Annotated in this window: 24 protein-coding genes; 13 read left to right on the plus strand and 11 right to left on the minus strand. The window is 60.2% G+C overall.

The features are described 5' to 3' along the window. The first annotated feature begins 8 nt into the window (after positions 1 to 8). Together C0560_RS05745 and entF are read left to right on the plus strand one after the other, a co-directional pair. Positions 9 to 221, plus strand: coding sequence for an MbtH family NRPS accessory protein (locus C0560_RS05745; RefSeq protein ID WP_100777279.1), 213 nt, complete (start codon positions 9 to 11; stop codon positions 219 to 221). Beyond that, a complete protein-coding gene (gene entF, locus C0560_RS05750; RefSeq protein ID WP_248859804.1) occupies positions 218 to 4,093 on the plus strand; it encodes an enterobactin non-ribosomal peptide synthetase EntF in 3,876 nt (1,291 codons plus the stop codon). Before C0560_RS05745 ends, entF begins: the two co-directional genes overlap by 4 nt. A gap of 48 nt (positions 4,094 to 4,141) precedes the next feature. Here entF and fepC read toward each other — a convergent pair whose 3' ends face one another. Genes fepC through fepD form a run of 3 tightly spaced genes read right to left on the minus strand, consistent with a single transcriptional unit; the run spans position 4,142 to position 6,932 of the window. After that, positions 4,142 to 4,942, minus strand: coding sequence for an iron-enterobactin ABC transporter ATP-binding protein (fepC, locus tag C0560_RS05755; protein WP_100777277.1), 801 nt, complete (start codon positions 4,940 to 4,942; stop codon positions 4,142 to 4,144). Then, positions 4,939 to 5,931 (minus strand): iron-enterobactin ABC transporter permease, encoded by a 993-nt coding sequence (fepG, locus tag C0560_RS05760; RefSeq protein WP_248859805.1) that lies wholly within the window; start codon positions 5,929 to 5,931, stop codon positions 4,939 to 4,941. The genes fepC and fepG overlap by 4 nt, the downstream gene beginning before the upstream one ends. Further along, positions 5,928 to 6,932 (minus strand): Fe(3+)-siderophore ABC transporter permease, encoded by a 1,005-nt coding sequence (gene fepD, locus C0560_RS05765; RefSeq protein WP_123429307.1) that lies wholly within the window; start codon positions 6,930 to 6,932, stop codon positions 5,928 to 5,930. Before fepD ends, fepG begins: the two co-directional genes overlap by 4 nt. 111 nt (positions 6,933 to 7,043) lie before the next feature. On the opposite strand from fepD, the gene entS reads away from it, so the two are divergent. Further along, positions 7,044 to 8,288: an enterobactin transporter EntS gene (entS, locus tag C0560_RS05770; RefSeq protein ID WP_248859806.1), complete on the plus strand. Its 1,245-nt coding sequence runs from the start codon at positions 7,044 to 7,046 to the stop codon at positions 8,286 to 8,288. A gap of 49 nt (positions 8,289 to 8,337) precedes the next feature. Here the strand turns inward: entS and fepB are convergent, their stop codons facing one another. Next, complete coding sequence (gene fepB, locus C0560_RS05775; RefSeq protein ID WP_129034500.1) at positions 8,338 to 9,297, minus strand: Fe2+-enterobactin ABC transporter substrate-binding protein; 960 nt, start codon at positions 9,295 to 9,297, stop codon at positions 8,338 to 8,340. A 189-nt stretch (positions 9,298 to 9,486) separates the two neighbouring features. Here fepB and entC point away from each other — a divergent pair, with 189 nt between their 5' ends. The 5 genes from entC to entH are packed head-to-tail and all read left to right on the plus strand — an operon-like array spanning position 9,487 to position 14,316. Beyond that, a complete protein-coding gene (gene entC, locus C0560_RS05780; RefSeq protein ID WP_248859807.1) occupies positions 9,487 to 10,662 on the plus strand; it encodes an isochorismate synthase EntC in 1,176 nt (391 codons plus the stop codon). A gap of 9 nt (positions 10,663 to 10,671) precedes the next feature. Then, positions 10,672 to 12,282, plus strand: coding sequence for a (2,3-dihydroxybenzoyl)adenylate synthase EntE (gene entE, locus C0560_RS05785; protein WP_123429303.1), 1,611 nt, complete (start codon positions 10,672 to 10,674; stop codon positions 12,280 to 12,282). Between the two features lie 10 nt (positions 12,283 to 12,292). Beyond that, positions 12,293 to 13,147, plus strand: a complete 855-nt coding sequence (locus tag C0560_RS05790; protein WP_100777270.1) for an isochorismatase — start codon at positions 12,293 to 12,295, stop codon at positions 13,145 to 13,147. Further along, positions 13,147 to 13,902: a 2,3-dihydro-2,3-dihydroxybenzoate dehydrogenase EntA gene (entA, locus tag C0560_RS05795; protein WP_123429302.1), complete on the plus strand. Its 756-nt coding sequence runs from the start codon at positions 13,147 to 13,149 to the stop codon at positions 13,900 to 13,902. Before C0560_RS05790 ends, entA begins: the two co-directional genes overlap by 1 nt. Continuing rightward, a complete protein-coding gene (gene entH, locus C0560_RS05800; RefSeq protein ID WP_100777268.1) occupies positions 13,903 to 14,316 on the plus strand; it encodes a proofreading thioesterase EntH in 414 nt (137 codons plus the stop codon). A 53-nt stretch (positions 14,317 to 14,369) separates the two neighbouring features. Here the strand turns inward: entH and C0560_RS05805 are convergent, their stop codons facing one another. Genes C0560_RS05805 through C0560_RS05815 form a run of 3 tightly spaced genes read right to left on the minus strand, consistent with a single transcriptional unit; the run spans position 14,370 to position 16,679 of the window. Continuing rightward, a complete protein-coding gene (locus C0560_RS05805) occupies positions 14,370 to 15,482 on the minus strand; it encodes a M20 family metallopeptidase (RefSeq protein WP_248859808.1) in 1,113 nt (370 codons plus the stop codon). 13 nt (positions 15,483 to 15,495) lie between these two features. Continuing rightward, positions 15,496 to 15,960, minus strand: coding sequence for a YjiG family protein (locus C0560_RS05810; RefSeq protein ID WP_100777266.1), 465 nt, complete (start codon positions 15,958 to 15,960; stop codon positions 15,496 to 15,498). After that, on the minus strand, positions 15,957 to 16,679 hold the full coding sequence (locus tag C0560_RS05815; protein WP_100777265.1) for a nucleoside recognition domain-containing protein: 723 nt from the start codon (positions 16,677 to 16,679) through the stop codon (positions 15,957 to 15,959). Before C0560_RS05815 ends, C0560_RS05810 begins: the two co-directional genes overlap by 4 nt. A 291-nt stretch (positions 16,680 to 16,970) precedes the next feature. Here C0560_RS05815 and cstA point away from each other — a divergent pair, with 291 nt between their 5' ends. Both cstA and C0560_RS05825 read left to right on the plus strand, forming a co-directional pair. Beyond that, positions 16,971 to 19,076: a pyruvate/proton symporter CstA gene (cstA, locus tag C0560_RS05820; RefSeq protein ID WP_248859809.1), complete on the plus strand. Its 2,106-nt coding sequence runs from the start codon at positions 16,971 to 16,973 to the stop codon at positions 19,074 to 19,076. Positions 19,077 to 19,141: 65 nt separating this feature from the next. Further along, positions 19,142 to 19,339, plus strand: a complete 198-nt coding sequence (locus tag C0560_RS05825; RefSeq protein ID WP_100777263.1) for a YbdD/YjiX family protein — start codon at positions 19,142 to 19,144, stop codon at positions 19,337 to 19,339. Here C0560_RS05825 and C0560_RS05830 read toward each other — a convergent pair. The 4 genes from C0560_RS05830 to C0560_RS05845 form a co-directional block, all read right to left on the minus strand. Further along, positions 19,336 to 19,740, minus strand: coding sequence for a helix-turn-helix domain-containing protein (locus tag C0560_RS05830; protein WP_248859811.1), 405 nt, complete (start codon positions 19,738 to 19,740; stop codon positions 19,336 to 19,338). The two genes, C0560_RS05825 and C0560_RS05830, sit on opposite strands and share 4 nt — an antisense overlap. Further along, positions 19,715 to 20,152, minus strand: coding sequence for a type II toxin-antitoxin system RelE/ParE family toxin (locus C0560_RS05835; protein ID WP_371923370.1), 438 nt, complete (start codon positions 20,150 to 20,152; stop codon positions 19,715 to 19,717). Before C0560_RS05835 ends, C0560_RS05830 begins: the two co-directional genes overlap by 26 nt. Before the next feature lie 66 nt (positions 20,153 to 20,218). Further along, entirely contained in the window at positions 20,219 to 20,962 is a 744-nt protein-coding gene (locus C0560_RS05840; protein WP_100777261.1) for an SDR family NAD(P)-dependent oxidoreductase, read from the minus strand. 57 nt (positions 20,963 to 21,019) lie between these two features. Further along, on the minus strand, positions 21,020 to 22,108 hold the full coding sequence (locus C0560_RS05845) for an oxidoreductase (protein ID WP_123429298.1): 1,089 nt from the start codon (positions 22,106 to 22,108) through the stop codon (positions 21,020 to 21,022). A gap of 162 nt (positions 22,109 to 22,270) precedes the next feature. Between C0560_RS05845 and C0560_RS05850 the strand changes: the two genes are divergently transcribed. The 3 genes from C0560_RS05850 to C0560_RS05860 are packed head-to-tail and all read left to right on the plus strand — an operon-like array spanning position 22,271 to position 25,850. Continuing rightward, the gene (locus C0560_RS05850; RefSeq protein ID WP_100777259.1) at positions 22,271 to 23,773 is read left to right on the plus strand and encodes a sugar ABC transporter ATP-binding protein; all 1,503 of its coding nucleotides are present in this window, start codon (positions 22,271 to 22,273) and stop codon (positions 23,771 to 23,773) included. After that, entirely contained in the window at positions 23,770 to 24,765 is a 996-nt protein-coding gene (locus tag C0560_RS05855; protein WP_149044983.1) for an ABC transporter permease, read from the plus strand. Before C0560_RS05850 ends, C0560_RS05855 begins: the two co-directional genes overlap by 4 nt. A gap of 20 nt (positions 24,766 to 24,785) precedes the next feature. Then, on the plus strand, positions 24,786 to 25,850 hold the full coding sequence (locus C0560_RS05860; RefSeq protein WP_100777257.1) for a sugar ABC transporter substrate-binding protein: 1,065 nt from the start codon (positions 24,786 to 24,788) through the stop codon (positions 25,848 to 25,850). Positions 25,851 to 25,857 lie beyond the last annotated feature (7 nt).

Raw genomic sequence — 25,857 nt, forward strand, 5'->3', positions numbered from 1 at the left:
AGTTTGGTATGGAATTCAGTAATCCCTTCGACAATCCGCAAGGGCAGTTCTCTGTGTTGCAAAACGAAAACGGTCAGTACAGCCTGTGGCCCGCGCAGTGCGCACAGCCTGCGGGCTGGCGTGAAGTGTGCGCCCCGCAATCCCAGGAGGCCTGCCAGCACTGGCTGGCAGAAAACTGGCAGACGCTGATCCCGTCCTTTTTTGCCGAGGAGAACGTATGAGCACGCATCTTCCTCTCGTGGCCGCCCAGCCGGGTATCTGGATGGCAGAACAGCTCTCCACGCTGCCTAATGCCTGGAGCGTGGCGCACTACGTTGAACTCAACGGCGAAATTAACGCGCCGCTGCTGGCGAAAGCGATTGTCGAAGGCATGATGCAGGCCGACACGCTGCGCACGCGCTTTAGCGAAGACAACGGCGAAGTGTGGCAGTGGATCGATGACGCCATGACGTTCTCCGAGCCGCAACGGGTCGATCTGCGCGACAGCGCCGATCCCCATGCCGCCGCCGTGGCGCTGATGGAGGCCGATCTGCAGCAAAACCTGCGCGTCGAGAGCGGCCAGCCGCTGGCGTTTCAGTGCCTGATTCAGGTCGATAATCACCGCTGGTATTGGTATCAGCGCTATCACCACTTAGTGGTTGATGGCTTCAGTTTCCCGGCAATTACCCGCCAGATTGCCGCCATTTACGCAGCCTGGTCGAAAGGCGAGCCGACACCGCCAACGCCGTTCACCCCTTTTGCCGAGGTGGTGGAAGAGTATCAGCGCTATCGCGACAGCGACGCCTTTCAGCGCGACGGCGCATTCTGGGCCGAGCAGCGTAAACAGCTGCCGCCGCCCGTTTCGCTCTCCCCCGTGCCGCTGCCGGGGCGTGCTGCCACGACCGATATTTTACGCCTGAAGCTGGTCGCCGATCGTCGCGCATTCAGCCAGCTGACGGCCTCCTGCCCGCAGGTGCAGCGCACGGATCTGGCCCTCGCGCTGGTGGCCCTGTGGCTCGGGCGTTTAACCGGACGCATGGACTACGCGGCGGGCTTTATCTTTATGCGTCGCATGGGATCGGCGGCGCTCACCGCCACCGGCCCGGTGCTGAACGTGCTGCCGATGGCGGTCAACATTAACCCGCAGGACACGTTGCCGGAGCTGGCCCTGCGTCTGGCGAATCAGCTGAAAAAGATGCGTCGCCATCAGCGTTACGACGCCGAGCAGATTGTGCGCGACAGCGGTCGTGCCGCAGGAGACGAAGCCCTGTTTGGCCCGGTGCTTAACGTGAAGGTCTTTGATTATCAGCTGGATATTGATGGTGTTGAGGCCGTCACCCACACGCTGGCGACCGGCCCGGTAAACGATCTCGAACTGGCGCTATTCCCGGACGAGCAGGGCGGTTTGAGCATTGAAATTCTGGCAAACAAACAGCGCTATGACAACGCAACGCTCACCCGCCACGTGGCGCGCCTGAATGCGCTGCTGGCGCAGTTTGCCGCCAATCCGGCACTCGGCTGCGGCGAGGCGGAAACCGTCTCGGAAGCGGAGTATCAGCAGCTGGCGCAGATCAACGACACCGGCGTGATGCTCAAGGCGACCACCCTGAGTGCGCTGGTGGCAGAACAGGCGCGTAAAACGCCGGACGCCCCGGCGCTGGCGGATGGCCACCATGCGCTGAGCTATCGTCAGATGCGCGAGCAAGTCATCGCGCTGGCGACGCTGCTGCGTGAACGCGGGGTTAAACCCGGTGACAGCGTGGCGGTGGCGTTGCCGCGCTCGGTGTTCCTGACTCTGGCGCTGCATGGGATTGTCGAGGCCGGAGCCGCCTGGCTGCCGCTCGATACGGGTTATCCCGACGACCGCCTGCGGATGATGCTGGAAGATGCGCGCCCATCGCTGCTCATCACCACCGACGATCAGCTCCCGCGCTTCAGCGACGTGCCGGGCATCGATAGCCTGTGCTACGACGCACTGCTGCCTGCGAACGGCAGTGAACCGCTGAATCTGAGCACGCCGGAACAGACCGCCTATATTATTTTCACCTCCGGTTCGACAGGGCGCCCGAAAGGGGTGATGGTCGGGCAAACCGCCATCGTTAACCGACTGCTTTGGATGCAAAACCACTACCCGCTGGACGCGCAGGATGTGGTCGCACAGAAAACGCCGTGCAGCTTTGACGTCTCCGTGTGGGAGTTCTGGTGGCCGTTTATTGCCGGGGCAAAACTGGTGATGGCCGAACCGGACGCCCACCGCGATCCGCTGGCGATGCAGCACTTCTTTGCCCACTACGGCGTGACCACCACGCACTTTGTGCCGTCGATGCTGGCGGCATTTGTCGCCTCGTTAACGCCGGAAAATGCGCATTGTTGCGCGAGTCTGAAGCAGGTGTTCTGCAGCGGTGAAGCGCTGCCGACAGATCTGTGCCGCGAGTGGGAAGTGCTCACGCACGCGCCGCTGCATAACCTCTACGGCCCGACGGAAGCGGCAGTGGACGTGAGCTGGTATCCGGCCTTTGGCGACGCGCTGGCGGCGGTGTCAGGCAACAGCGTGCCGATTGGTTTCCCGGTGTGGAATACCGGCCTGCGGATTCTGGACGCCATGATGCGCCCGGTGCCGTTCGGGGTGGCGGGCGATCTCTATCTGACGGGCATCCAGCTGGCGCAGGGCTATCTGGGCCGTCCGGATCTGACCGCCAGCCGCTTTATCGCCGATCCTTTTACGCCGGGCGAGCGGATGTATCGCACCGGTGATGTCGCCCGCTGGCTGGACAACGGCGCGGTGGAATACCTGGGGCGTAGCGACGATCAGCTCAAAATTCGCGGCCAGCGTATTGAGCTGGGTGAAATCGACCGCGCGATGCAGGCGCTGCCTGACGTGGCGCAGGCGGTGGCCCATGCCTGTGTCTTTAATCAGGCGGCCGCCACGGGCGGCGATGCGCGTCAGCTGGTGGGGTACGTCGTTTCCGAATCCGGCCTGCCGCTGGATCGCGATGCGCTGCTCGAAGCACTCAAAGCGCAGCTTCCGCCGCACATGGTGCCGGTGGTGCTGCTGCAAATCAGCGAACTGCCCCTGAGCGCCAACGGGAAGCTCGACCGCAAAGCACTGCCGCTGCCGGAGTTAACCAGCAAAGCCTCGGGCCGCGCGCCGGAGTCGGACACTGAAATGGCGGTGGCGCAGGCGTTCTCCGCGCTGCTCGGCTGCGAAGTGAATGATATCGAAGCGGATTTCTTTGCCCTCGGCGGCCACTCGCTGCTGGCGATGCGTCTCGCGGCGCAGCTCAGTCGTGCGTTCTCCCGCAAAGTTACGCCGGGGCAGATTATGGTCGCCTCGACGGTTAATCAGCTCAGCACGCTGCTGGAGTCGACCATCAGCGATGAGCAGGCTCAGCGTCTGGGGTACGAAATCCTCCTTCCGCTGCGCCAAAGTACGGGCCCGACGCTGTTCTGCTTCCACCCGGCGTCTGGTTTTGCCTGGCAGTTCAGCGTGCTGGCGCGCTACCTCAGCCCGCGCTGGTCAATTACCGGTATCCAGTCGCCAAGGCCCGATGGCCCGATGGCGCAGGGCGCGACGCTCGATGCGGTGATCGAACATCATCTGCAGACGCTACGCACCCAGCAGCCGAAGGGACCCTACTATCTGTTCGGGTACTCGCTCGGCGGAACGCTTGCACAGGGTATCGCGGCACGTCTGCGTGAGCAGGGCGAAGCGGTGGCGTTCCTCGGCCTGCTGGATACCTGGCCGCCGGAGACGCAAAACTGGGCGGAAAAAGAGGCTAACGGGCTGGACCCGGAAGTGCTGGCCGAGATCGAACGCGAGCGCGAAGCGTTCATGGCGGCCCAGCAGGGGCAGGCGTCCGGCGAGCTGTTTAGCGCTATCGAAGGGAACTACGCCGATGCGGTGCGACTCCTGACCACGGCCCACAGTTCACGCTTTGACGGCAAAGCGACGCTGTTTGTCGCCGAACGCACGCGCACCATGGACCCGCAGCAGGCGTGGGCCCCGTGGGTGAGTGAGCTGGAGGTCTATCGCCAGGATTGCGCCCACGTGGATATTATCTCTCCGCAGGCGTTTGAGCAGATTGGGCCGGTGTTGAAGGGCATTTTAGGGTAAGCACAGGTTTCTGCCCTCTTCTCAGGGAGAGGGCAGAAATGAGAGGCGTCAGACCGCGCGTTTCCCCAACGGTACCACCAGCGGCGTACCCGCCACCGGATCGTCAATAATCATGCAGCGCATGCCGTAAATCCGCTCGATAAGCTCCGGCGTGACAATCTCTTTCGGCGCTCCTTGCGCCACAATCTTCCCGTCGCGCAGGGCAATCAGGTGCGTGGCGTAGCGGCACGCCTGGTTGAGGTCGTGCAAAACTGCCGCGAGCGTATACCCCTGGGTGCGATTCAGATCGCTCAGCAGTTCCAGCAGATCGATTTGATGGCTGATATCCAGCCAGGTAGTCGGTTCGTCGAGCAGCATGATCGCGGTTTCCTGCGCCAGCACCATCGCAATCCACGCGCGCTGCCGTTGGCCGCCGGACAGCGTATCGACACTCTGCGTCGCCAGATCCGTAATGCCTGTTGCCTGCATCGCACGCGCAACGGCCTCTTCATCCTCTTTGCGCCAGCGGGTAAACAGCGGCTGATGCGGATAGCGCCCGCGAGCCACCAGCTCGTGCACCGTGATATCCCCCGGCGTGGTGGCGTTTTGCGCCAGCAGACCAATCCGACGCGCGACCTCTTTGCTGGCAAAACTCTGGATCTGCTCGCCGTCGAGAAACACGCTGCCGTGCTGGGGCGTCATCAGGCGGCTCAGGGTGCGCAGTAGCGTCGATTTTCCGCAGCCGTTCGGGCCGATAATCGCCGTGAAATGGCCGTCAGGAATCGAGACGCTCAGGTCGTCGACCACGATTTTTTTACCGTAGCCGAGGGTCAGTTTTTCGCCGCGCAAGCGGGAGGTGATGGCATTCATTTCTTGCGGGACTCCTGGACTAACAAGACGATGAGGTAAATCCCGCCAAGACTGACGGTCACCACGCCCACCGGAAGTTGATAAGGCATAAACAGCTGCTGGGCGCAGAGATCGGCGGCCAGTAAAAGTAATGCGCCACACAGGGCTGCCTGGGTTACGCCCCAGCGCGCGGTGCCGCTGATGCGTCGCGCAATGTGCGGAGCGACCAGGGCAATAAACGAAATCGGGCCCGCGATGGCAGTGGAGGCGGCGGTTAATACCACGGCGACCAGCATCAGCGTCAGGCGCGAACGCTCCACGCTGACGCCCAGCGCACAGGCGCTGTCATCGCCCATTTCCAGCAGCCGCATTCGGCGCACCAGCAGCCAGGAACAGATAAACATCAGGGCGATGATCGGCGTGGCGGGCAGGGTTTTGGCCCACGTCAGGCCGTTGAGCGAGCCGGCGTTCCACAGCCCCGCAGAGAGGGACGTTTCCAGCGAGGCGTGCAGCAACAGCCAGGTGTTGAAGGCCATCAGCATGGCGCGAATGCCGATGCCGATAATGATCAGGCGGAAGGTTTCGATGCCGTTGCGCCAGGCGAGCGCCCAGACCAGCAGCGAGGTGAGTATACCGCCCGCCATCGCCGCGAACGCAATCGCCGTCAGATGCTGGCCAAATAGCACCATCGCCACCAGCACGCCGCTCCACGCCCCGGTGTTGAAGCCCATCACGTCCGGGCTGCCGAGCGGGTTACGCAGCAGAGACTGGAAAATTGCGCCGCTCACACCCAGCGCGGCGCCGACCAGAATCGCCATCATCACGCGCGGCAGACGCCACTCCGTCACCACCATGGTGATATTGCGCGGTGCGCTGCCGGTGAGGGCGTTGAACACCTGGCTGAAATCGAGGGTCACCGCGCCGCTGCGCAGGCTCCAGACGGCAATCAGCAGGCTGGCGGCGGCCAGCAGCAGGCAGGAGAAAACTAAACGTCGGGACGGGGCCATCACAGGGCACCTCCGCGCTGGCGTCGAACCAGGAAAATCAGCACCGGCGCGCCGATAAAGGCGCTGACCACCGAGACGCGCAGTTCGCCCGGTACCAGCACGCGGCCCAGAATATCGGCAAACAGCAGCAGCGTCGGCGTAGCGAGCAGCGTGACCGGCAGCAACCAGCGGTGATCGGACCCGACAATCCAGCGCGCCATGTGCGGCATCATCAGGCCAATAAAGGCAATTGGGCCGACGACCGCCGTTGCGCTACCACACAGCACGGTGATCGCCAGTAAACCGAGCAGCTGCGTACGCGCCACGCGGCTGCCGAGCGCGGTGGCGGTGTCGGTTCCGAGACTCAGGCTGTTCAGCGCCCGGCTGGAGAAGAGCGCGATGGCGGCGGCGATCAGCACCGGCAGCGTCACCACTTTCAGGGTTTGTAATGTGCGAATATCCAGCGAACCGGCCTGCCAGAAGCGCAGCTGATCCCAGACGTCCGGGTTGAGCAGGGCGATGCCGCTGGACAGACCTTCGAGTACCGCGCCGAGCGCCACGCCCGCCAGCGTCAGACGGACCGGGCTAAGCTGGCCGCCGCCCTGGCTGCCGGTAAAGGCCACCAGCAAGGACGCGGCGAGGGCACCGCAGAAGGCCATCAGCAGTTGTTCGCCGGGGGAGGAAAAACCAAACAGCGCCGCGCCGAGGACGATAGCAAAACTGGCACCGGCGTTAACGCCGAGAATGCCGGGGTCGGCGAGGGGATTGCGGGTCAATGTTTGCATCAGCGCACCGGCGAGGCCAAGCGCCGCACCGGCCAGCAGCCCGGCAAGGGTGCGCGGCAGACGGGCGTCCAGCACAATAATGCAGTCTGCGCGTTGGCAGGTACCGGACAGAGCATCGACGATCGTGGATGCGGGCAGCGGTTTCGCGCCAACCAGCAGGCTGAGTGCAACAGCAAGAATGAGTAACAACAATAAAACGGGCACGGCAGCGGCGCGCACCGTCAAAGAGGAAGACGACATAGCAACATCCATGATTTGATAATGATAGTAATTATCGTTATCTATCTTATTTGGCTATGTTAGCATGTGCGGCCATGGAATTGGTAGAAAGTTAGACCACAAGGCCTTGTCATGAATCAAAAATCCTGGCTGCTCAACCTCAGCCTGCTGAAAACGCATCCGGCGTTTCGCGCCGTGTTTATCGCCCGTTTTATCTCCATTTTATCCCTTGGCCTGCTTGGCGTCGCCGTTCCGGTGCAGATCCAGGCCATGACTCACTCCAGCTGGCTGGTCGGGCTTTCCGTCACATTAACGGGCAGCGCAATGTTTATCGGCCTGATGGTCGGCGGCGTGCTGGCGGACCGCTACGAGCGTAAAAAACTGATCCTGCTGGCGCGCGGCACCTGCGGCGTGGGCTTCGTCGGGCTGTGCCTGAACGCCTTGCTGCCGGAGCCGTCGCTTATCGCTATTTACGCGTTAGGACTGTGGGATGGATTCTTTGCCTCGCTGGGCGTGACGGCACTGCTGGCGGCGACGCCGGCGCTGGTTGGGCGTGAAAATCTGATGCAGGCCGGGGCGATTACGATGCTCACCGTGCGTCTGGGTTCGGTGATTTCGCCGATGGTCGGCGGCCTGCTGCTGGCGACCGGGAATGTTGCCTGGAACTACGGGCTGGCGGCGGCGGGGACCTTTATCACCACGCTCACCTTGCTGCGTCTGCCGCTGTTGCCCCCTCCGCCGCAGCCGCGCGAACACCCGTTAAAATCGCTGATGGCGGCGATCCGTTTTCTGTTCAGCAATCCACTGATTGGCGGGATTGCGCTCCTCGGCGGTCTGCTGACGATGGCGAGCGCCGTGCGCGTGCTTTATCCGGCGCTGGCGATAGAGTGGCAGATGAGCGCCTCGCAGATTGGCCTGCTGTACGCGGCGATCCCGCTCGGTGCGGCGTTTGGCGCCCTGACCAGCGGCAATCTGGCGCACAGCGCGCGGCCTGGGCTGATCATGTTGTCGGCGACGCTGGCCTCGTTTATCGCCATCGCTTTCTTTAGCCTGATGTCATTCTGGGCGCTGGGCGTGGTGTGTCTGGCGCTGTTTGGCTGGCTGAGTGCGGTGAGTTCTTTGCTGCAATACACCCTGATTCAGACCCAGACGCCGGAAGGCATGCTCGGGCGGATCAACGGCCTGTGGACCGCGCAGAACGTGACGGGTGATGCAATTGGCGCGGCGATTTTAGGCGGGCTGGGGGTGATTATGACCCCGGTGGCGTCGGCGAGCAGCAGCGGTTTTGTGTTGGCCATCGTCGGGGTGATTTTATTGATGACGCTGGCTGAGTTACGCCGGTTCCGTCAGGAACCCGTTGTGATTGAAGAAGGATAAAATGCAGTGCCCGGTCAGGCGCAACCGCCACCGGGCACAACCGTCTTTGCTATTTGAATAACGCCTCTAAACGCTGCAACACCAGCATCGCACTGTAGTAATCCAGGCGGAAGGTCTCCGTGCCGAGCGCCCAGACGCGTTTGTTTTGCACCGCCGGCAGATGGGCCAGCAGCGGGTTAGCGTAAATCGCATCCACATCTTTCTGGTCACCCGCAAACAAGAACAACCCTTCTCCGTTCAGACCCGTCGCCAGGTTTTCACCGCCCAGCTGGATAATATCGTGGCGTTGGCCCTGGCTTTTGGACGTGTGTAGCCCGGCAGGCAGCTCAGCCAGCTGGAAGCCGAGCTGCTGCAGGAATTTCCCCTGCGCTGATTCGGTGGTCCACAGGTTCGCGCTGTGCGCAGCGGCGGTGTAGACGATGGCGTTTACCGGCTGTGGCGGCAGCTTCATTTTCTGTTTCACCTGCGCCAGCTGCGTGTCGAATTCCGCGATGCGGGCGGCAGCCTGCTTTTCCTGCCCGGTGATCGTGCCGAGCTGCGTCAGCAGTTCCTGCCAGCTTTTATCGTCGTAGTTAATCACCAGTGTCGGCGCGATGGCCGAAAGCTGATCGTACAGCGCGAGGGCTGAATCGCCGCCGGTAGCGCTGATCAGGATCAGATCCGGCATTTGCGCGGCCACGGCTTCTGCGCTCGGTTCGCCGATATAGAGGCGGGAGAGTTTGCGTGCTTTGGCGATATCGCCCCACTGGCGCATAAAGCCCTGCGCATCCGCCACGCGGTTGTTAGGGGTGGTGGCACCGCTGGCAATGACCGGCGCGTCAATCGCCAGCAGCGAGCCGGTGAGGGTCACGCTGGTGGAAACAATGCGGGTCGGTTTGCTTTCGAGGGTGTGCGTACCGTGGCTGTCGCTCACCTGACGCGGCCAGTCGGCGGCGGTGGCTGAGGTTAGTCCTAAAACAAAAAGTCCTGCGAAAAGCAGGGTTTGACGACAAACGGCAGGGAGTTTCACAAAGCGGCATCCTGTTTTTGTTGAGGTTAATGCTTCTCATTTTCATGAATGCGCCGAAGGGATGCAAGCGATAGTCGCACAAGATGCGCTGTCGGCGGTTGACACCGTCGCGCTCTGCTATTAGGTTAGCCATCGAAAATATAAATGATAATTATTCGTACTGCGTTTATCATTTTTAAGGAGGATGATATGGATACGTCATTGGCTGAGGAAGTTCAGCACACCGCGACCACGCTGCAATCAGACAGCTTTTTCTTTATGTCGCCTTATCGCAGTTTTACCACGTCAGGCTGTTTTGCCCGTTTTTCTGAATCCGCCGCTGGCGGCGACGATCCGGCAGGTGCCTTCCAGCAAAAGCTGGCGCAGGCGTTTCAGCATGCCAAAGACAGCGGAATAAGCCATCCGATTATGGTCGGCGCTATTCCGTTCGATACCCGCAAACCGTCGTCACTGTTTATTCCGCAAAACTGGCAGACCTTTTCCCGCCCGGCGCGACAAAAATCCGCGCGCTATCTCCCAGGGGCGCAGGAGCTGTCCGTCACCCGACGCACCGAAATCCCCCCTCAGCCCGTTTTTGAAGAGATGGTGGCCCGCGCCGCTGCGCTCACCGCTACGCCGCAGGTCAATAAAGTGGTGCTTTCGCGCCTGATTGATATCGCCGCTGACCAGAAGATTGACAGCGGGGCGCTGCTCGAGCGCCTGATCGCGCAGAACCCGGCGAGTTTTAACTTCCACGTGCCGCTTGAAGACGGCGGCGTGCTGCTGGGTGCAAGCCCGGAGCTGCTGCTGCGCAAAGAGGGGGCGCATTTTAGTTCGCTGCCGCTGGCCGGTTCCGCGCGTCGTCAGCCGGACGACATGCTGGATCGCGAAGCCGGTAACAAGCTGCTGGCCTCGGAAAAAGATCGCCACGAGCATGACCTGGTCACGCAGGCGATGAAAACCGTGCTCGAAAAACGCAGCCATCACCTGAGCATGCCCTCTTCGCCACAGCTGGTGACGACGCCGACGCTCTGGCATCTGGCGACGCCGGTGGAGGGCGAAGCGCACGACAACGAAAACGCCCTGACGCTGGCCTGCCTGCTGCACCCGACACCCGCCCTGAGCGGTTTCCCGCATCAGGCGGCGAAACAACTGATCGCGGAGCTGGAGCCGTTCGATCGCGAACTGTTTGGCGGCATCGTCGGCTGGTGCGACAGCGAAGGTAACGGCGAGTGGGTGGTGACGATCCGCTGCGCGCGCATTCATCAGAATTCTGTTCGCCTGTTCGCGGGCGCGGGCATTGTCCCGGCCTCTTCACCGGTCGGTGAGTGGCGCGAAACCGGGGTGAAACTCTCCACCATGCTGAACGTTTTTGGTCTGCACTGAGGAACCATCATGAGCATTCCCTTTACCCGCTGGCCCGAAGATTTTGCCCGGCGCTACCGCGAAAAAGGCTACTGGCAGGATCTGCCTCTGACCGATATTTTGACCCGCCACGCCGGGAGCGAGGCGACGGCAATTATCGACGGCGAGCGTCAGTACACTTACCGCCAGTTCCATCAGGCCGTCAACAATCTCGCCTCCGCGTTGCAGGCGCAGGGCGTGAAACGCGGTGAAACGGCGCTGGTGCAGCTCGGCAATGTCGCCGAGTTTTACGTCACCTTCTTCGCGCTGCTGCAGGTGGGCGTTGCGCCCGTAAATGCCCTGTTCAGCCATCAGCGCAGCGAACTGAACGCCTACGCCGCGCAGATTGAACCGGCTTTACTGATTGCCGATCGCCAGCACGCGCTGTTCGCGGGCGATGAATTCCTGAATACCTTTGTCGACCAGCACCGCTCCGTGCGCGTGGTGTTGCTGCGCGGCGATACGGGCGAACATGCGCTGGAAGCCGCGATTGCGCGCCCGGCCGATAACTTTATCGCCAGCCCAACTCCGGCTGACGAAGTGGCCTTTTTCCAGCTCTCCGGCGGCAGTACCGGCACGCCGAAGCTCATCCCGCGCACGCACAACGATTACTACTACAGCATTCGTCGCAGCAACGAGATTTGCGCCATCAACAGCCAGACGCGCTATCTGAACGCGCTGCCTGCCGCGCATAACTACGCCATGAGTTCCCCTGGTTCCCTTGGCGTGTTCCTCGCGGGTGGCTGCGTGGTGCTGGCCACCGATCCGAGCGCCACGCTCTGCTTCCCGCTGATCGAAAAACATCAGATTAACGTCACCTCGCTGGTGCCACCGGCGGTCAGCCTGTGGCTGCAGGCGATTGCCGAAGGGGCGGGCAATGCACAGCTCGCCTCGCTGGCGCTGCTGCAGGTGGGCGGGGCGCGTTTGTCTGCGACCCTTGCCGCACGTATTCCGGCGGAAATCGGCTGCCAGCTGCAGCAGGTGTTTGGCATGGCGGAAGGGCTGGTGAACTACACGGCGCTCGACGATTCCCCGGAAAAAATCATGAACACCCAGGGCCGTCCGATGTGTCCGGACGATGAAGTGTGGGTGGCCGATGAACAGGGCAATCCTCTGCCATGCGGCGAAGTGGGACGTCTGATGACGCGCGGGCCGTACACGTTCCGTGGCTATTTCAACAGCCCGGAGCACAACGCCAGCGCCTTTAACGCCGACGGTTTTTACTGCTCCGGCGATCTGATCGCCATCGATGAACAGGGTTACATCACCGTTCAGGGGCGCGAAAAAGATCAGATCAACCGTGGGGGCGAGAAGATTGCCGCCGAAGAGATCGAAAACCTGCTTCTGCGCCACGACGCGGTCATTCATGCGGCGCTTGTCAGCATGGAAGACAGCCTGCTCGGCGAGAAAAGCTGTGCGTATCTGGTGGTGAAAACCCCGCTGCGGGCGGTGGAGGTGCGGCGTTTCCTGCGTGAGCAGGGCGTGGCGGATTTCAAGCTGCCGGATCGTGTCGAAAGCGTGGATGCGCTGCCGCTGACGCCGGTAGGAAAAGTGGACAAGAAACAATTGCGCCTGTGGCTGGCCGAACGCGCCCAGGGCTGAGGAGTTAAAAATGGCAATTCCAAAATTAACCGGTTATGCGCTGCCAACGGCGGCCGATCTGCCAGACAACAAAGTGAGCTGGGCGTTTGAGCCGGAGCGCGCGGCGCTGCTGATCCACGATATGCAGGAATATTTCCTCAACTTCTGGGGCGATAACTGCCCGATGATGGAGCAAGTGGTGGCGAACATCGCCCAACTGCGCGATTACTGCAAAAAGCACAACATTCCGGTCTACTACACCGCGCAGCCGAAAGAGCAGAGCGATGAAGATCGCGCCCTGCTGAACGACATGTGGGGACCGGGCCTGACCCGTTCACCAGAGCAGCAGCGTATTGTCGCGGCGCTTACTCCGGACGAAGCCGATACGGTGCTGGTGAAATGGCGCTACAGCGCGTTCCACCGCTCGCCGCTGGAACAGATGCTCAAAGAGACGGGCCGCAATCAGTTGTTGATCACCGGTGTGTACGCGCACATCGGCTGTATGACGACCGCGACCGACGCTTTCATGCGCGATATCAAACCGTTCTTTATCGCTGACGCACTGGCCGATTTCAGCCGCGAAGAGCACCTGATGTCCCTCAAATACGTGGCGGGCCGAACCGGTCGCGTGGTGATGACTGACGAACTGTTGCCGTCCGTGCCGGCAAGTAAAGAGGCCCTGCGCGCCGTCGTACTGCCGCTGCTGGATGAGTCCGACGAGCCGATGGATGACGAGAACCTGATCGATTACGGTCTGGACTCCGTGCGCATGATGGCTCTCGCGGCTCGCTGGCGCAAAGTGCATGGTGATATCGACTTCGTGATGCTGGCGAAAAATCCGACTATTGATGCCTGGTGGGCGCTGCTTTCCCGCGAGGTGAAGTGATGGCCGGATTCGATTTTACCGGCAAAACCGTCTGGGTGACGGGGGCCGGAAAAGGCATCGGGTACGCCACCGCGCAGGCCTTTGTGGAGGCGGGGGCGCGGGTGACGGGCTTTGATCTCGCGTTCCCCGAGCAGGATTACCCGTTTGCCACTGAAGTGCTGAACGTGGCGGATGCTACCGAGATGAACGAGGTTTGCGGGCGCGTGCTGGCGACCATCGATCGCCTCGACGTGCTGGTTAACGCAGCAGGGATTTTGCGCATGGGGGCGACGGATCAGCTCTCGCAGGACGACTGGCAGCAGACTTTTGCGGTTAACGTCGGTGGGGCGTTCAATCTGTTCCAGCAGACGATGGGCCAGTTCCGCCGTCAGCAGGGCGGGGCAATTGTGACGGTCGCCTCTGACGCTGCGCATACGCCGCGCATCGGCATGAGCGCGTATGGCGCGTCGAAAGCGGCGCTTAAAAGCCTGGCCCTGACGGTCGGGCTGGAGCTGGCGGGCAGCGGCGTGCGCTGCAATATTGTCTCGCCTGGTTCGACGGATACGGACATGCAGCGCACATTGTGGGTGAGCGACGACGCCGAGCAGCAGCGCATTCGTGGATTTGGCGAGCAATTTAAGCTTGGCATTCCGCTGGGTAAAATCGCGCGTCCCCATGAAATTGCCAATACCATTCTGTTCCTCGCCTCGGATCTGGCCAGCCACATCACGCTGCAGGATATCGTGGTGGACGGCGGCTCAACCCTGGGGGCGTAGATGATCTGGAAACGTCATTTGTCCCTCGAAGAGCTGAACGCCACCAGTCACAACACCATGGTGGCGCACCTCGGGATGGTTTACACGCGTATCGGTGACGACACGCTGGAAGCGGAAATGCCGGTCGATGCGCGAACGCATCAGCCGTTTGGTCTGCTGCACGGCGGGGCTTCGGCGGCGCTGGCGGAGACGCTCGGTTCAATGGCCGGTTTTCTGATGACCCGCGACGGGCAAAACGTGGTGGGTACGGAGCTGAACGCCACCCATCATCGCGCCGTGTCACAGGGCAAAGTGCGCGGTGTGTGTCAGCCGCTGCACCTCGGGCGGCAGAACCAAAGCTGGGAGATCGCGATCTTTGACGAGCAGGGGCGGCGCTGCTGTACCTGCCGGCTAAGTACGATGGTGCTCGGGTAATTTGGTTGCGTGGGATTGCCCGGTAAGCGTACAGCCACCGGGCAATCTTCGTCTTACAGCATTGAAACCACCCGCTTTAACAGGCGAATGCGTGGCTCAATCGAGGCTTTATCCAGCCACTCGGCAGGGCTATGGAAACCGGCGCCGATCGGCCCGAAGCCGTCGAGAGTCGGAATGCCGAGCGCTGCCGTATGGTTGGCATCGCTGCCTCCGCCCACGGCCTGCCAGGTGATGTCGATTCCTTCCTCTTTGCCAGCCTTTTCCACCTGCTGCATCAGCGCCTGAGTCGCTTCGCTGGCCGCCATCGCAGGCTTGTGATTAACGCGGGTAAGCGTGGTCGTCACTCCCTTCAGAAAACCGTTTTCGCACAGGGCGGTGAGCGCGCGATGCACACGAGTGTCTTCATCATTTTCCCAGAAACGCACATCAAGCTCCGCGACGGCGCTGTCCGCCACCACGTTTGCCGCGCTACCGCCGTTGATCACCCCGACGTTGAGGGTGGTGCCGCGATCCCAGTCTGCCAGGGCATTGATGGCGATAACGCTGTTAGCGAGGGCGGTGATCGCCGAACGGCCTTTCTCCGGATCGTTCCCCGCGTGCGCCGCCACGCCGCTAAACGTCAGATGATATCCGGCCATCCCTTTACGGGCTTTCACCAGCGAACCGTCGGCGCGGGCGGCTTCGCACACCAGCACGCAGCGGGCGCGCTTGGCCAGCCCGCCGATCCATTCGTGAGAGTAAACTGAGCCGGTCTCTTCGTCCGGATTCATCGCCACGGCAATAGAAAGGCGCGCTTTGTCGGCGGCATCCAGTTCGCGCATCGCCCACAGAATATTGAGTAACCCGCTTTTCATGTCCGAGACGCCCGGCCCGTACAGACGGGTATCATCCTCGCTCATCGGGCGCTCCGCGACGGTGCCCGGCGCAAAGACCGTATCCAGATGGCCCACCAGCAGGACATCCAGCTTTTCTGCGTCGGGTTTATTGCAGACCAGCACGCCGGGGCCGACCTGCTCGCCAAGATTCACCCGCTCGGTGTGCCAGCCCTCCTGCTGCCACAGTAATTCCATAATGCCGGCAACGGTGGCAACGCCTGCCAGAGTCTGGGTCCCGCAGTCTACGTTCACCAGGGTTTTCAGTTCGTTGATGTAATGGTCAAGATTCATGGTTCCGTCCTGTTCAGAGAATAATGCGCATCAGCAGCATGGCTAAGAAGGCGTTGATGACCGAAATGGCAATCATCAGAGGAATGCGTTTGGCGCGGGTTCCGATCACGCCAAGAATGCGGCCCAGATACTGGACCTGAGAACCCATCAGATAGATGGCCGGGGCGAGGATCGCCAGATGTTCGCCGCTCAGAATGCCCTTATCAAACAGGCCGATAGCGACGCCAATACCGCCGCCCATCGACATCCAGCCGCCAATCAGCACTGCGGCCGCTTCACCCGGCAGGCCGAACAGCCCCATCAGCGGGGCGAAAATCATCCCCAGCCCTTTGAGTGCGCCGGTGATCTCCAGCGCTTTGATGATGATAAAAGCCATCACCACGTTCGGCAGGGTACTGCTGGTGGCGATGCTCCAGCCTTTACGCGCGCCCTCGACAAAAACATCGGTAATGACGGGATTGGATTGCGGTGCACTCATGAGGCTTCTCCTTCTGCCTGTTGGGCCACGGCGGCTTTGTTACCGGTGAGTAAGAGGATCAGGCGCAGGATGTTGGCGCCGACGATTTTCATGATGAACATCACGGCGACACAGGTGCCGATGGAGGTCGGGACGGCGGCGGTGCCGTCTATCGCGATCAGGGTGAATAAAATGGCGCCGGAAGAGAAGAAGTTGGTGATCATCGCCCCCGCCGAGAACTGGAACATCGCAAAGACGTCTTTCTCGTTTTCGCTGATTTGCCCTTCATCGGCGAGATTACGGGTGAGCGACGCGCCGACATCGGTGCTTTGCAGGCTGCCGATCAGCGCCAGTCCGGTGGTGCCCGGAATGCCAATCAGCGGGCGCAGCAGAGGCGTCAGCAGTTTACGCGCCGCCCGCAGCGCGCCGTAATGTTCCAGCACGTTGATCATGCCGAGTGCGAACATCACCGCCGGAATCAGCCCCAGCGCAAACAGAAAACCGTCCATCGCGCCGCTGCCCCCGGTACCGCGAAAGGCACTGGTCGCCGTGGTCAGGGTGCCGTCTTCGAGGCTGGCTTTGCTGACCACTTTGCCGAAAGCCCCGTTGAGCGTGGTGAAATCAAACACGCCGTACCACTCTTTTCCCCCTAACAGGCCGGAGAAGAAAACGGCGGCGAAAGCCAGCGCAAAATAGGCGCCGGGCCCTACCTTATAGTCCTGAGGTATTGAACTTTTCATATCCTTTTCCTTGTTAACGTGCGAATACACAAGGGTATTTTGTTGATTATTTGCTCAGATAAGATGATTCAAATCATTTCGACAGGGTGCTTTGCCAGGAAAAAACCAAAAATGTGACGGGGGAGGAGAGAGGAAAACGCACGCGGAAGGCACGAAAGTGATCCGCTTAACACTGTGGCGTAAATATCTGGTTTGACCACACATTATTGCGTTTCAGAGTTGTTAAATTTTAAGCAGTGATCTAGAAACAAAATGTAACATCTCACTGTTTCACGCTAACGGACAACAACTATGAACAACTCAGGGAAATACCTCATCTGGGCAGTGCTCTCCGTTGTGGGCGCATTTGCTCTGGGCTATATCGCCCTCAACCGTGGTGAACAGATCAATGCGCTATGGATTGTCGTCGCTTCCGTCTGCATTTATCTGATCGCGTATCGTTTTTACGGGCGCTTTATTGCTGACAAAGTGTTGGCGGTAGATGGCACGCGCATGACACCTGCAGTTCGTCATAACGACGGGCTGGACTATGTCCCGACGGATAAAAAAGTGCTGTTCGGCCACCATTTTGCGGCGATTGCCGGGGCGGGGCCGCTCGTCGGGCCGGTGCTGGCGGCGCAGATGGGCTATCTCCCTGGGATGATCTGGATCCTCGCGGGCGTGGTGCTGGCCGGTGCGGTGCAGGATTTTATGGTGCTGTTCGTCTCGACCCGCCGCGATGGGCGCTCGCTTGGTGAGCTGATGAAAGAGGAGATGGGCGCAACGGCCGGAGTGATCGCCCTGATCGCCACCTTTATGATCATGGTGATCATTCTGGCGGTGCTGGCGATGATCGTGGTGAAAGCCCTGACCCACAGCCCGTGGGGAACGTACACCGTGGCCTTTACCATCCCGCTGGCGATTTTCATGGGGATCTACATTCGCTATATCCGCCCTGGGCGCATTGGTGAAGTGTCGGTGATTGGCCTGTTCTTCCTGGTCTTCGCGATTATCTCCGGCGGCTGGGTGGCGGAAAGCCCGACATGGGCGCCGTACTTTGACTTTACTGGCGTGCAGCTGACCTGGATGCTGGTGGGCTACGGTTTTGTGGCGGCGGTTCTGCCGGTCTGGCTGCTGCTGGCCCCGCGTGATTACCTCTCCACCTTCCTCAAAATCGGTACTATCGTGGGGCTGGCGATCGGGATTCTGATCATGCGCCCGACCCTGACGATGCCGGCGCTGACCAAATTTATCGACGGCACCGGCCCGGTCTGGACCGGTAACCTGTTCCCGTTCCTGTTTATCACTATCGCCTGTGGTGCCGTCTCGGGCTTCCATGCCCTGATCGCATCAGGTACCACGCCGAAGATGCTGGCCAATGAAAATCAGGCCTGCCTGATTGGCTACGGCGGTATGCTGATGGAGTCCTTCGTCGCGATTATGGCGCTGGTCTCTGCCTGCATTATCGATCCGGGCGTGTACTTTGCGATGAACAGCCCGATGGCGGTGCTGGCGCCGGCCGGAACCGTTGACGTGGTCGCCTCTGCGGCGCAGGTAGTGAGCGGCTGGGGCTTTGCGATTACGCCGGAAACCCTGACCCATATCGCTAACGAAGTGGGGGAACAGTCGATTATCTCCCGTGCGGGTGGTGCGCCGACGCTGGCGGTGGGGATGGCCTATATTCTGCACGGCGCGCTCGGCGGGCTGATGGATGTGTCGTTCTGGTATCACTTCGCCATTCTGTTCGAGGCGCTGTTTATTCTGACGGCGGTGGATGCCGGGACGCGCGCGGCGCGCTTTATGCTGCAGGATCTGCTGGGGGTTATTTCGCCGAACCTCAAACGCACGGATTCGCTGCCCGCCAACCTGCTGGCAACGGCGCTGTGCGTGCTGGCGTGGGGTTACTTCCTCCATCAGGGGGTCGTCGATCCGCTCGGCGGGATCAATACCCTGTGGCCGCTGTTCGGTATCGCTAACCAGATGCTGGCAGGCATGGCGCTGATGCTCTGCGCGGTGGTGCTGTTCAAAATGAAGCGTCAGCGTTACGCGTGGGTGGCGCTGCTGCCAACGGCGTGGCTGCTGATCTGTACGCTCACCGCAGGCTGGCAGAAAGCGTTTAGCCCGGACAACAAAGTCGGCTTCCTCGCGATCGCCAATAAATTCCAGGCGATGATCGACAGCGGCAAGATCCCGGCGCAGTATACGGAGTCGCAGCTGTCACAACTGGTGTTTAACAACCGTCTGGATGCCGGGCTGACAATCTTCTTTATGGTGGTGGTTGTGGTGCTGGCGTTGTACTCTCTGAAGACCGCGCTGGCGGCACTGAAAGAAGACAAGCCGACCGCGAAAGAGACGCCATACGAGCCGATGCCAGAAAATCTGGATGAGATTGTGGTGCAGGCAAAAGGGGCACATTAATCATCATGCCGGGTGGGGCTTGCGCTCACCCGGCCTGCTATTTTCACCACTCCGGGAACCGAATCATGTTCGATACCTTATCCAAAGCAGGGAAATACCTCGGCCAGGCGGCCAAAATGATGATCGGCGTGCCGGACTATGACAACTATGTCGAGCATATGCGTGTTACGCATCCGGACCAAACGCCAATGACCTACGAGGAATTTTTCCGCGATCGTCAGGACGCCCGTTACGGCAGCAAAGGCGGGGCGAAGTGCTGTTAACCCTCTTTCGGGTGATACAGACTGATCTGTTCCTGCGTGCAGCCATAAATGGCCGCAAGTTTTTCACGCGTGCGCTTTTGCGGGCGTGAGTCGATCGCCTCGAGCTGTGAAACGGCAGACTGACTGATGCCCAGTTTGTCGGCAACGTCCTGTTGAGATAAGCCGCGCAAAATACGCCATGCAGCCTGCAGGCTGACATTTTCTTTATGCATCACGTCGCAGACATCACCCGGTATCTCGACATCATCATAGGTATCGTGCTCACACTCGATATCTTCCAGATCGCTATCCCTCTCGTCATCGTTTTCCGACAGCTGTGAACACATGCGCGAATATTCATGCCAGGGGATCACCACAAACTGCGTTGTTCCTTCCTCATCCTGAATTAGCTGAACAGCCATAGGGCACAATCTCCTCATGCAGATAAGTGGTTGAGGTTCTGCGTTTAACGGATATGACCAGGCACTCGTCATACGCATCACCTCTTATGGTGAAAACAATCCTGTAATTGCCCACTCTCAGGCGGTAGTGATTTTCCGGAATCGTTAATTTTCTGATGTCCGGAGGGGGAGCCGATCGATCATTGAATTCAGAGAACTTATGAAGAATGCGTTTCTTCGCATGAGGTTCAATTCTGGCGAGCTCTCTTTCTGCGTTTTTTGACCAACAAATCGATTTGAATCTACGCACTTTACACCCACAGTTTTTATAAGGAAATAATAAGACTATTAGACAATTTCCGAATTTCTTTTGGGCACTGTAAAGCACAGAATTTGCGGGTGAAAGAGGCAAAATAGAAGGCCGCGAGGCCACTCGCAAGCGCCTCTGTCAGGCGACAGAGGCGTGCAAAAAACCTGGAATCAGGCCGGCAAAAAAGTCTCAGGCATTGAGGCCGCCATCTACATCCAGACCGGTGCCGGAGATTTGCCCTGCCGCCGGGCTTGCCAGGAAGGTGACCGCCGCCGCGATATCTTCCGGCTGGCCGTAATGACCGATGGCGATCAGCTGGCGCTGAGAGTCGGCCTGCTCGCCATCTTCCGGATTCATGTCGCTGTTGGTAGGGCCGGGATGGACCAGATTGACGGTGATGCCGCGCGGTCCCAGATCGCGGGCCAGACCTCGGGTCAGGGAGTTAAGCGCCGATTTCGTCATGGAATAGACTGCAATGCCCGGCTGGGCGACGCGGTTGGCGAGACAGCTGCCGATATTGATGATGCGACCGCCGTCAGACAGATGGACCAGCGCGGCCTGAGTGGCGATCACCACGCCGCGAATGTTGACGTTGATAAGGGCATCAATGTCCGCCAGCGTCATGGACTCCAGCGGACCGCCGCGCGCAATCCCGGCGTTATTGACCAGAATATCCAGCCCACCGAGCGTGCGTGCCGCCTGCGTAACGGCATCCTGAATGGCCTCTGCGCTGGCGCTGTCTGCCTGAATGGCTTCGCTGTTGCGCCCCAGCGCCGCTATCTCTGCGGCGACGGCCTGAGCTTTATCGGCGGATTTTTCATACGTAATAACCACGTCGGCCCCGGCCTGAGCCAGGGATAGCGCGATGGCACGGCCCAAACCACGACTGGCGCCAGTAACCAGCGCCTTCTTACCCGTTAAATCGATCTGCATGATGACCTCGTTGCGAGAGTGGTGAGAATCATCATTAGGTATAGACGGTCGAAGCGATTAGCGGCTGAGGTTTTCCACCTTCACCAATGCGGCGTAAAGCGACTCGGGCGTAAGTGTCACCGGCAAGGAGTGAATCGACTCTACCGGGCGCAGCGTATGGGCGATCACCTTATCCAGTTCAGCGCGGTTGTTAATATCCACCTCCAGTTCGCGAAGGGTCGTTGGCAGATGAAAACGCTGATACGACGCAATTAACTGCGCGAGAACATCGTCCTGACCGAGCAGGGCGCTCTGCACCAGAATGCCGTAGGCCACTTTGGTGCCGTGGAGGAATTTTTCGGTCTGCGGCAGAACCGTTAAACCGTTATGCACCGCATGTGCAGCCGCCACGCGGGTATAGCGCTCGCCCAGCCCGCCAACCATCCCGCCACCGGCGATAATGGCGTCGACCACATCGCGAAACGCCTGGGTTTGTTCGCCGCGCGTCTGATCGGCCAGCGCCTGCTCGCTGCTCTCCAGCAGCACGTCGCGGATCGCCAGCGCGCCGTTAATGCCAAGCCGCACTGTCAGAGGCAGCGCTTCCGGTTTCGGTGCCAGCACCACCGCTTCGTACCATTTCGCCAGCGTGTCGCCGATACCCGCCAGCAGGTATTCCGCTGGGGCGTTGAGGATGATCTGTGGCTCGACCAGCACCAGGAAGTTGGCGTCATCGAAAATCTCAAACTGAAGCGCCTGACCGGCATCGTTGTACCACACGGACAGCGGCGTCCAGGCCGCGCAGGTGGCGGCGATAGTCGGAATGCCGACGAACGGCACACCCAGACGACGCGCCACGGCTTTGACCGTGTCCATCACTGCGCCGCCGCCCACGCCGATCACCACGCTGACGTCATCACCCGCGTCATTCACCAGATGGGTGACATCGCGCTCGCTGCAGTGGCCTTTAAACAGCAGATGCTTCGCGCCTGCGGCGTGGAAGCTGTCAGGCAGGAACGGGCGGGCGCCTTCGATGGCGCGTTCACCGTAAATCCACACCGCGCGGGACAGCTGTTCCGGGGTGAAGAAATCGCTCAGGCGCGCAAGGCTGCCGTTGTGGGAAAAGTAGTTTGCCGGGCCGGGTACGACGCGAATATCAGTGTGACTCATGAGGGTGTCCTTTTTGCGAAGCGCTAACCCGATGTTATGTCTGGACATCCGGATGGCTAATAATATTTAGCTTTATCTTATGCCTTTTCTATCATTGCCAGTCAACCCGAGCTGTGAAAAATTCCATAAATCAAAATATTAAATAAGAAGGAATGACAGCGGATGGGTTCCAGTCGCCTTGAGATGCGCGGTATCAGCCTGGCCTTTTCCGGCTTTCAGGCGCTGTCGCGCGTGGATTTCACCCTGACGGGCGGTTCTGTCCATGCGCTGACGGGGGCCAACGGGGCGGGGAAATCGACGCTGATGGCGGTACTCTGCGGCACGCATGACCACTACGAGGGCGAAATCAGCATTAACAATCAGCCGGTGGCCATTCGTGAACCGCTGGACGCCAAACGGCTGGGCATTCACCTGGTGCAGCAGGAGGTGGACGTGGCGCTGATCCCGGGCCTCAGTATCGCCGAAAACATTATGCTCGATAATCTGGCGCAGCCGGGCCATCGCTACCGCTGGCGCGCGATTCGCGAGCAGGCGCAGCAGGCCCTGGCGCAGCTGGATATCTCCCTTAATGTCCGTCGTTCCATCGATAGCTGCACCCTCGCCGAAAAGCAGCAAATTCTGCTGGCGCGGGCATTGTCGCATCACTGCCGTTTTCTGATTCTGGATGAGCCGACCGCACCGCTGGACGCGCACGAAAGCGAGCGCCTGTTCGCGGTGGTCCGACGCCTGCAACAGCAGGGGATCGGCGTGGTGTTTATCTCCCATCGCATTCATGAGCTGAAAGCCATTTGCGACACCTTAACGGTGCTGCGCGACGGCAAGCTGATTGAGTCCGGGCCGATGGCGTCACTCTCCGGTGAAGACATCGTCGAGAAGATGCTCGGCCATGAACTGAGCGACATCTATCCGCCTGCGCGACCGCCGCACAGTGACGAAACCTTGCTGCGCGTGGAAGGGCTGCACGACGAAGCGCTGCTGAAAGATATCTCCCTGCACCTGCGCAAGGGCGAAATTCTTGGCATTGCCGGGCTTGCCGGGGCGGGGAAAACCGAGCTGTGCAAAGCGCTGTTTGGCGCCTCGAAAAGCCGCGTCGATCGCGCAGAGCTGAACCATCAGCCGTGGCAGCCGCGCGATCCGGCGGATTCTGTATTGCGCGGGCTGGCGCTGGTGCCGGAAGAGCGGCGCAAAGAGGGCATTTTTATCGATGAGCCGGTGAGCATGAATCTGGCCGTTAGCGCAGATCACAGCTTCTCGCGCTGGAGCCTGTTTGGGCATCGTCAGGCGTGGCGCTGGGCTGAGGAGGTGATCGCCCGCGTCGGTATTCGGGCACGGGGGCCGGGGCAGGTTCTACGTCGTCTGTCAGGCGGCAATCAGCAGAAAGTGGCGATCGGCAAATGGCTGCGCGGCAACGCCAGCGTACTGATTTTTGACGAGCCGACCAAAGGCGTGGACGTGAAGGCCAAAACCGATCTGTTCCAGCTGATTGATGGCCTGGCGCGCGAAGGCAAAGGGGTGATTTATGCCTCCGGCGAATTCGCCGAGCTGGTGGGATTATGCGATCGCATCTGCGTGCTGTGGGACGGGCGCATCGTGGCGGAAGTCGCCGGAGCACAGGCCCGTGAAGAGACATTACTTTATTATTCAACCGGAGGTACGGCGTCGTGAGCAAGGCCCTTTCAGTGAATGCGACGGCGTCGGGCCGTCAGCAGTTTTTCGATTTTCTCTACAAATGGGGCATGTTGCTGACCGTTGTCGCGCTGGTGGCGATTTTTGGCATCGCATCGGACAACTTCCTCGATCCTTTTAACATCATCAATATTTTACGTTCCATCGCCATTGTGACGGTGATTGCCATCGGGGTGTCGATCTCCCTGACCGTCGGCGGGTTTGATCTCTCCGTAGGCTCGACGGCGTCGCTGGCCAATGCGCTGGTGATTTCACTCTTCGTCTGGCACGGCTACGGCACCACCGAGTCGATTCTGATCACCCTGGCGCTCTGTACGCTGGTCGGGCTGTTTAATGCCTTCCTGATTGTCATTCTGCGGATTCCGGACATGCTGGCGACCCTCGCCAGTCTGTTTGTGATTCAGGGCGTGGCGATGACCTACAGCTACGGCGGATCGATTACCGAAAACATGGTACTGCCGAGCGGTGACATGGCTGAAGGGACCATTCCGGCAGCGTTCGGGCTGCTCGGCCAGGTGCCGACCATTGTGATCATCATGCTGGTGGTGACGGTGCTGGCGCAGCTGGGTCTCTCCCTGACCACCCACGGACGACGCATGTACGCCATCGGCGGAAACCCGGAAGCGGCGCGTCTGTCTGGAATTCGTACCACGCGCTACAAAGTGGCGGCGTATGTGATTGCCTCTCTGCTGGCCGGGTTAGGCGGCATTTTGCTGGCGTCACGCATTGGATCTTCTCAGGTCAATGCGGGCGGCGGTTATCTGATGGACGCGGTAGCCGCGGCGTGGATTGGCTTCTCGCTGGCGGGTTCCGGTAAACCCAACGCACTGGGAACTCTGGTGGGGGCGGTGATTTTAGGCGTGCTGTCGAACGGGCTGGTGATGCTCTCGGTTCCGTATTACGCCATGGACATTATAAAAGGGCTGGTGCTGGCAGTGGCACTGGCGATTACTTACATACAAAAACGTTAACAACACAATGGGATAACAGAATGAAGAAAATAGCACTCTCTTTGGTGGCCCTGGGGTTACTGACCGCGTTACCGGGTTACGCGGCCACCCCAGCCCCCGTTCCGGCGGCGATTGCCAATCATGACGGCCCGATTCGTATCGCGGTGATCCGCAACCTTGGCTCCGACGACAACACCACGCAGTTTGTCTCGGGCGCGATTCAGGAAGGGAAAAAGCTCGGCTTTAAGGTCAGCACCTTTTTAAGCAACGGCGATGACGCCAAATTCCAGGATTTCGTCAACCAGGCCATCAGCCAGAAATATGACGGGATTATTCTCTCCCAGGGCCGCGACCCCTACTCCACGGCGCTGGTGAAAAAGGCCGTGGATGCTGGGATCAAAGTGGCGGTGTTTGATACGGCCGTCAACGGTGAGATTCCGGGCGTGACCGTCACCCAGCAGGATGATGCCTCCCTGACGAATCTCTCCTTCGGCCAGCTGGCGAAAGATTTCAACGGCAAAGCCAATATCATTAAGCTGTGGGTCGCGGGTTTCCCGCCGATGGAGCGTCGTCAGGCGGCGTACCAGGCGCTGCAAAAAGAGTATCCGGGCATCAAAGAGCTGGAGTCAATTGGCGCGGTCTCCTCTGACGTGCAGGGTGATACGGCGAACAAAGTGGGCGCGGTGCTGGCGAAGTACCCGAAAGGCCAAATCGATGCGATCTGGGGAACCTGGGATGCCTTCAGCCAGGGCGCTTACAAAGCGCTGAAAGAGAATGGCCGCACCGAGATCAAACTCTACAGCATCGATATTTCGAACCAGGATTTGCAGCTGATGCGTGAATCCGGCAGCCCGTGGAAAGTGAGCGTGGCGGTTGACCCGAAACTGATTGGTGCCACTAACGTGCGCCTGATCGCCAATAAAATCGCAGGTGAAACCACGCCAGCGACCTACGACTTTAAAGCGGCGGCAATTCCGCAGGCGCTGCTGGCGGCCCAGCCGGGTGCGGTCAATGTGGCATCACTCGGGAAAATCATTCCGGGCTGGGGCCAGACCGAAGATTTCGTCGCGCCGTGGTTTGCGACCCTGGAAGCGAAGAGCAAATAATATTGCC

The sequence above is a fragment of the Lelliottia sp. AC1 genome, assembly GCF_023278595.1.
GTDB classification, from domain to species: domain Bacteria; phylum Pseudomonadota; class Gammaproteobacteria; order Enterobacterales; family Enterobacteriaceae; genus Enterobacter; species Enterobacter nimipressuralis.

Excerpts from the sequence above, each read along its gene's own strand:
- fepC (WP_100777277.1), bottom strand. The coding sequence starts at position 4,942 with ATGAATGCCATCACCTCCCGCTTGCGCGGCGAAAAACTGACCCTCGGC.
- C0560_RS05805 (WP_248859808.1), bottom strand. The coding sequence starts at position 15,482 with ATGAATCTTGACCATTACATCAACGAACTGAAAACCCTGGTGAACGTA.
- C0560_RS05830 (WP_248859811.1), bottom strand. The coding sequence starts at position 19,740 with ATGGCTGTTCAGCTAATTCAGGATGAGGAAGGAACAACGCAGTTTGTG.
- C0560_RS05860 (WP_100777257.1), top strand. The coding sequence starts at position 24,786 with ATGAAGAAAATAGCACTCTCTTTGGTGGCCCTGGGGTTACTGACCGCG.
- entF (WP_248859804.1), top strand. The coding sequence starts at position 218 with ATGAGCACGCATCTTCCTCTCGTGGCCGCCCAGCCGGGTATCTGGATG.
- C0560_RS05850 (WP_100777259.1), top strand. The coding sequence starts at position 22,271 with ATGGGTTCCAGTCGCCTTGAGATGCGCGGTATCAGCCTGGCCTTTTCC.
- C0560_RS05810 (WP_100777266.1), bottom strand. The coding sequence starts at position 15,960 with ATGAGTGCACCGCAATCCAATCCCGTCATTACCGATGTTTTTGTCGAG.
- entC (WP_248859807.1), top strand. The coding sequence starts at position 9,487 with ATGGATACGTCATTGGCTGAGGAAGTTCAGCACACCGCGACCACGCTG.
- C0560_RS05845 (WP_123429298.1), bottom strand. The coding sequence starts at position 22,108 with ATGAGTCACACTGATATTCGCGTCGTACCCGGCCCGGCAAACTACTTT.
- entS (WP_248859806.1), top strand. The coding sequence starts at position 7,044 with ATGAATCAAAAATCCTGGCTGCTCAACCTCAGCCTGCTGAAAACGCAT.
- entA (WP_123429302.1), top strand. The coding sequence starts at position 13,147 with ATGGCCGGATTCGATTTTACCGGCAAAACCGTCTGGGTGACGGGGGCC.
- C0560_RS05840 (WP_100777261.1), bottom strand. The coding sequence starts at position 20,962 with ATGCAGATCGATTTAACGGGTAAGAAGGCGCTGGTTACTGGCGCCAGT.
- C0560_RS05825 (WP_100777263.1), top strand. The coding sequence starts at position 19,142 with ATGTTCGATACCTTATCCAAAGCAGGGAAATACCTCGGCCAGGCGGCC.
- C0560_RS05745 (WP_100777279.1), top strand. The coding sequence starts at position 9 with ATGGAATTCAGTAATCCCTTCGACAATCCGCAAGGGCAGTTCTCTGTG.
- fepD (WP_123429307.1), bottom strand. The coding sequence starts at position 6,932 with ATGTCGTCTTCCTCTTTGACGGTGCGCGCCGCTGCCGTGCCCGTTTTA.
- C0560_RS05815 (WP_100777265.1), bottom strand. The coding sequence starts at position 16,679 with ATGAAAAGTTCAATACCTCAGGACTATAAGGTAGGGCCCGGCGCCTAT.
- entH (WP_100777268.1), top strand. The coding sequence starts at position 13,903 with ATGATCTGGAAACGTCATTTGTCCCTCGAAGAGCTGAACGCCACCAGT.
- entE (WP_123429303.1), top strand. The coding sequence starts at position 10,672 with ATGAGCATTCCCTTTACCCGCTGGCCCGAAGATTTTGCCCGGCGCTAC.
- C0560_RS05790 (WP_100777270.1), top strand. The coding sequence starts at position 12,293 with ATGGCAATTCCAAAATTAACCGGTTATGCGCTGCCAACGGCGGCCGAT.
- cstA (WP_248859809.1), top strand. The coding sequence starts at position 16,971 with ATGAACAACTCAGGGAAATACCTCATCTGGGCAGTGCTCTCCGTTGTG.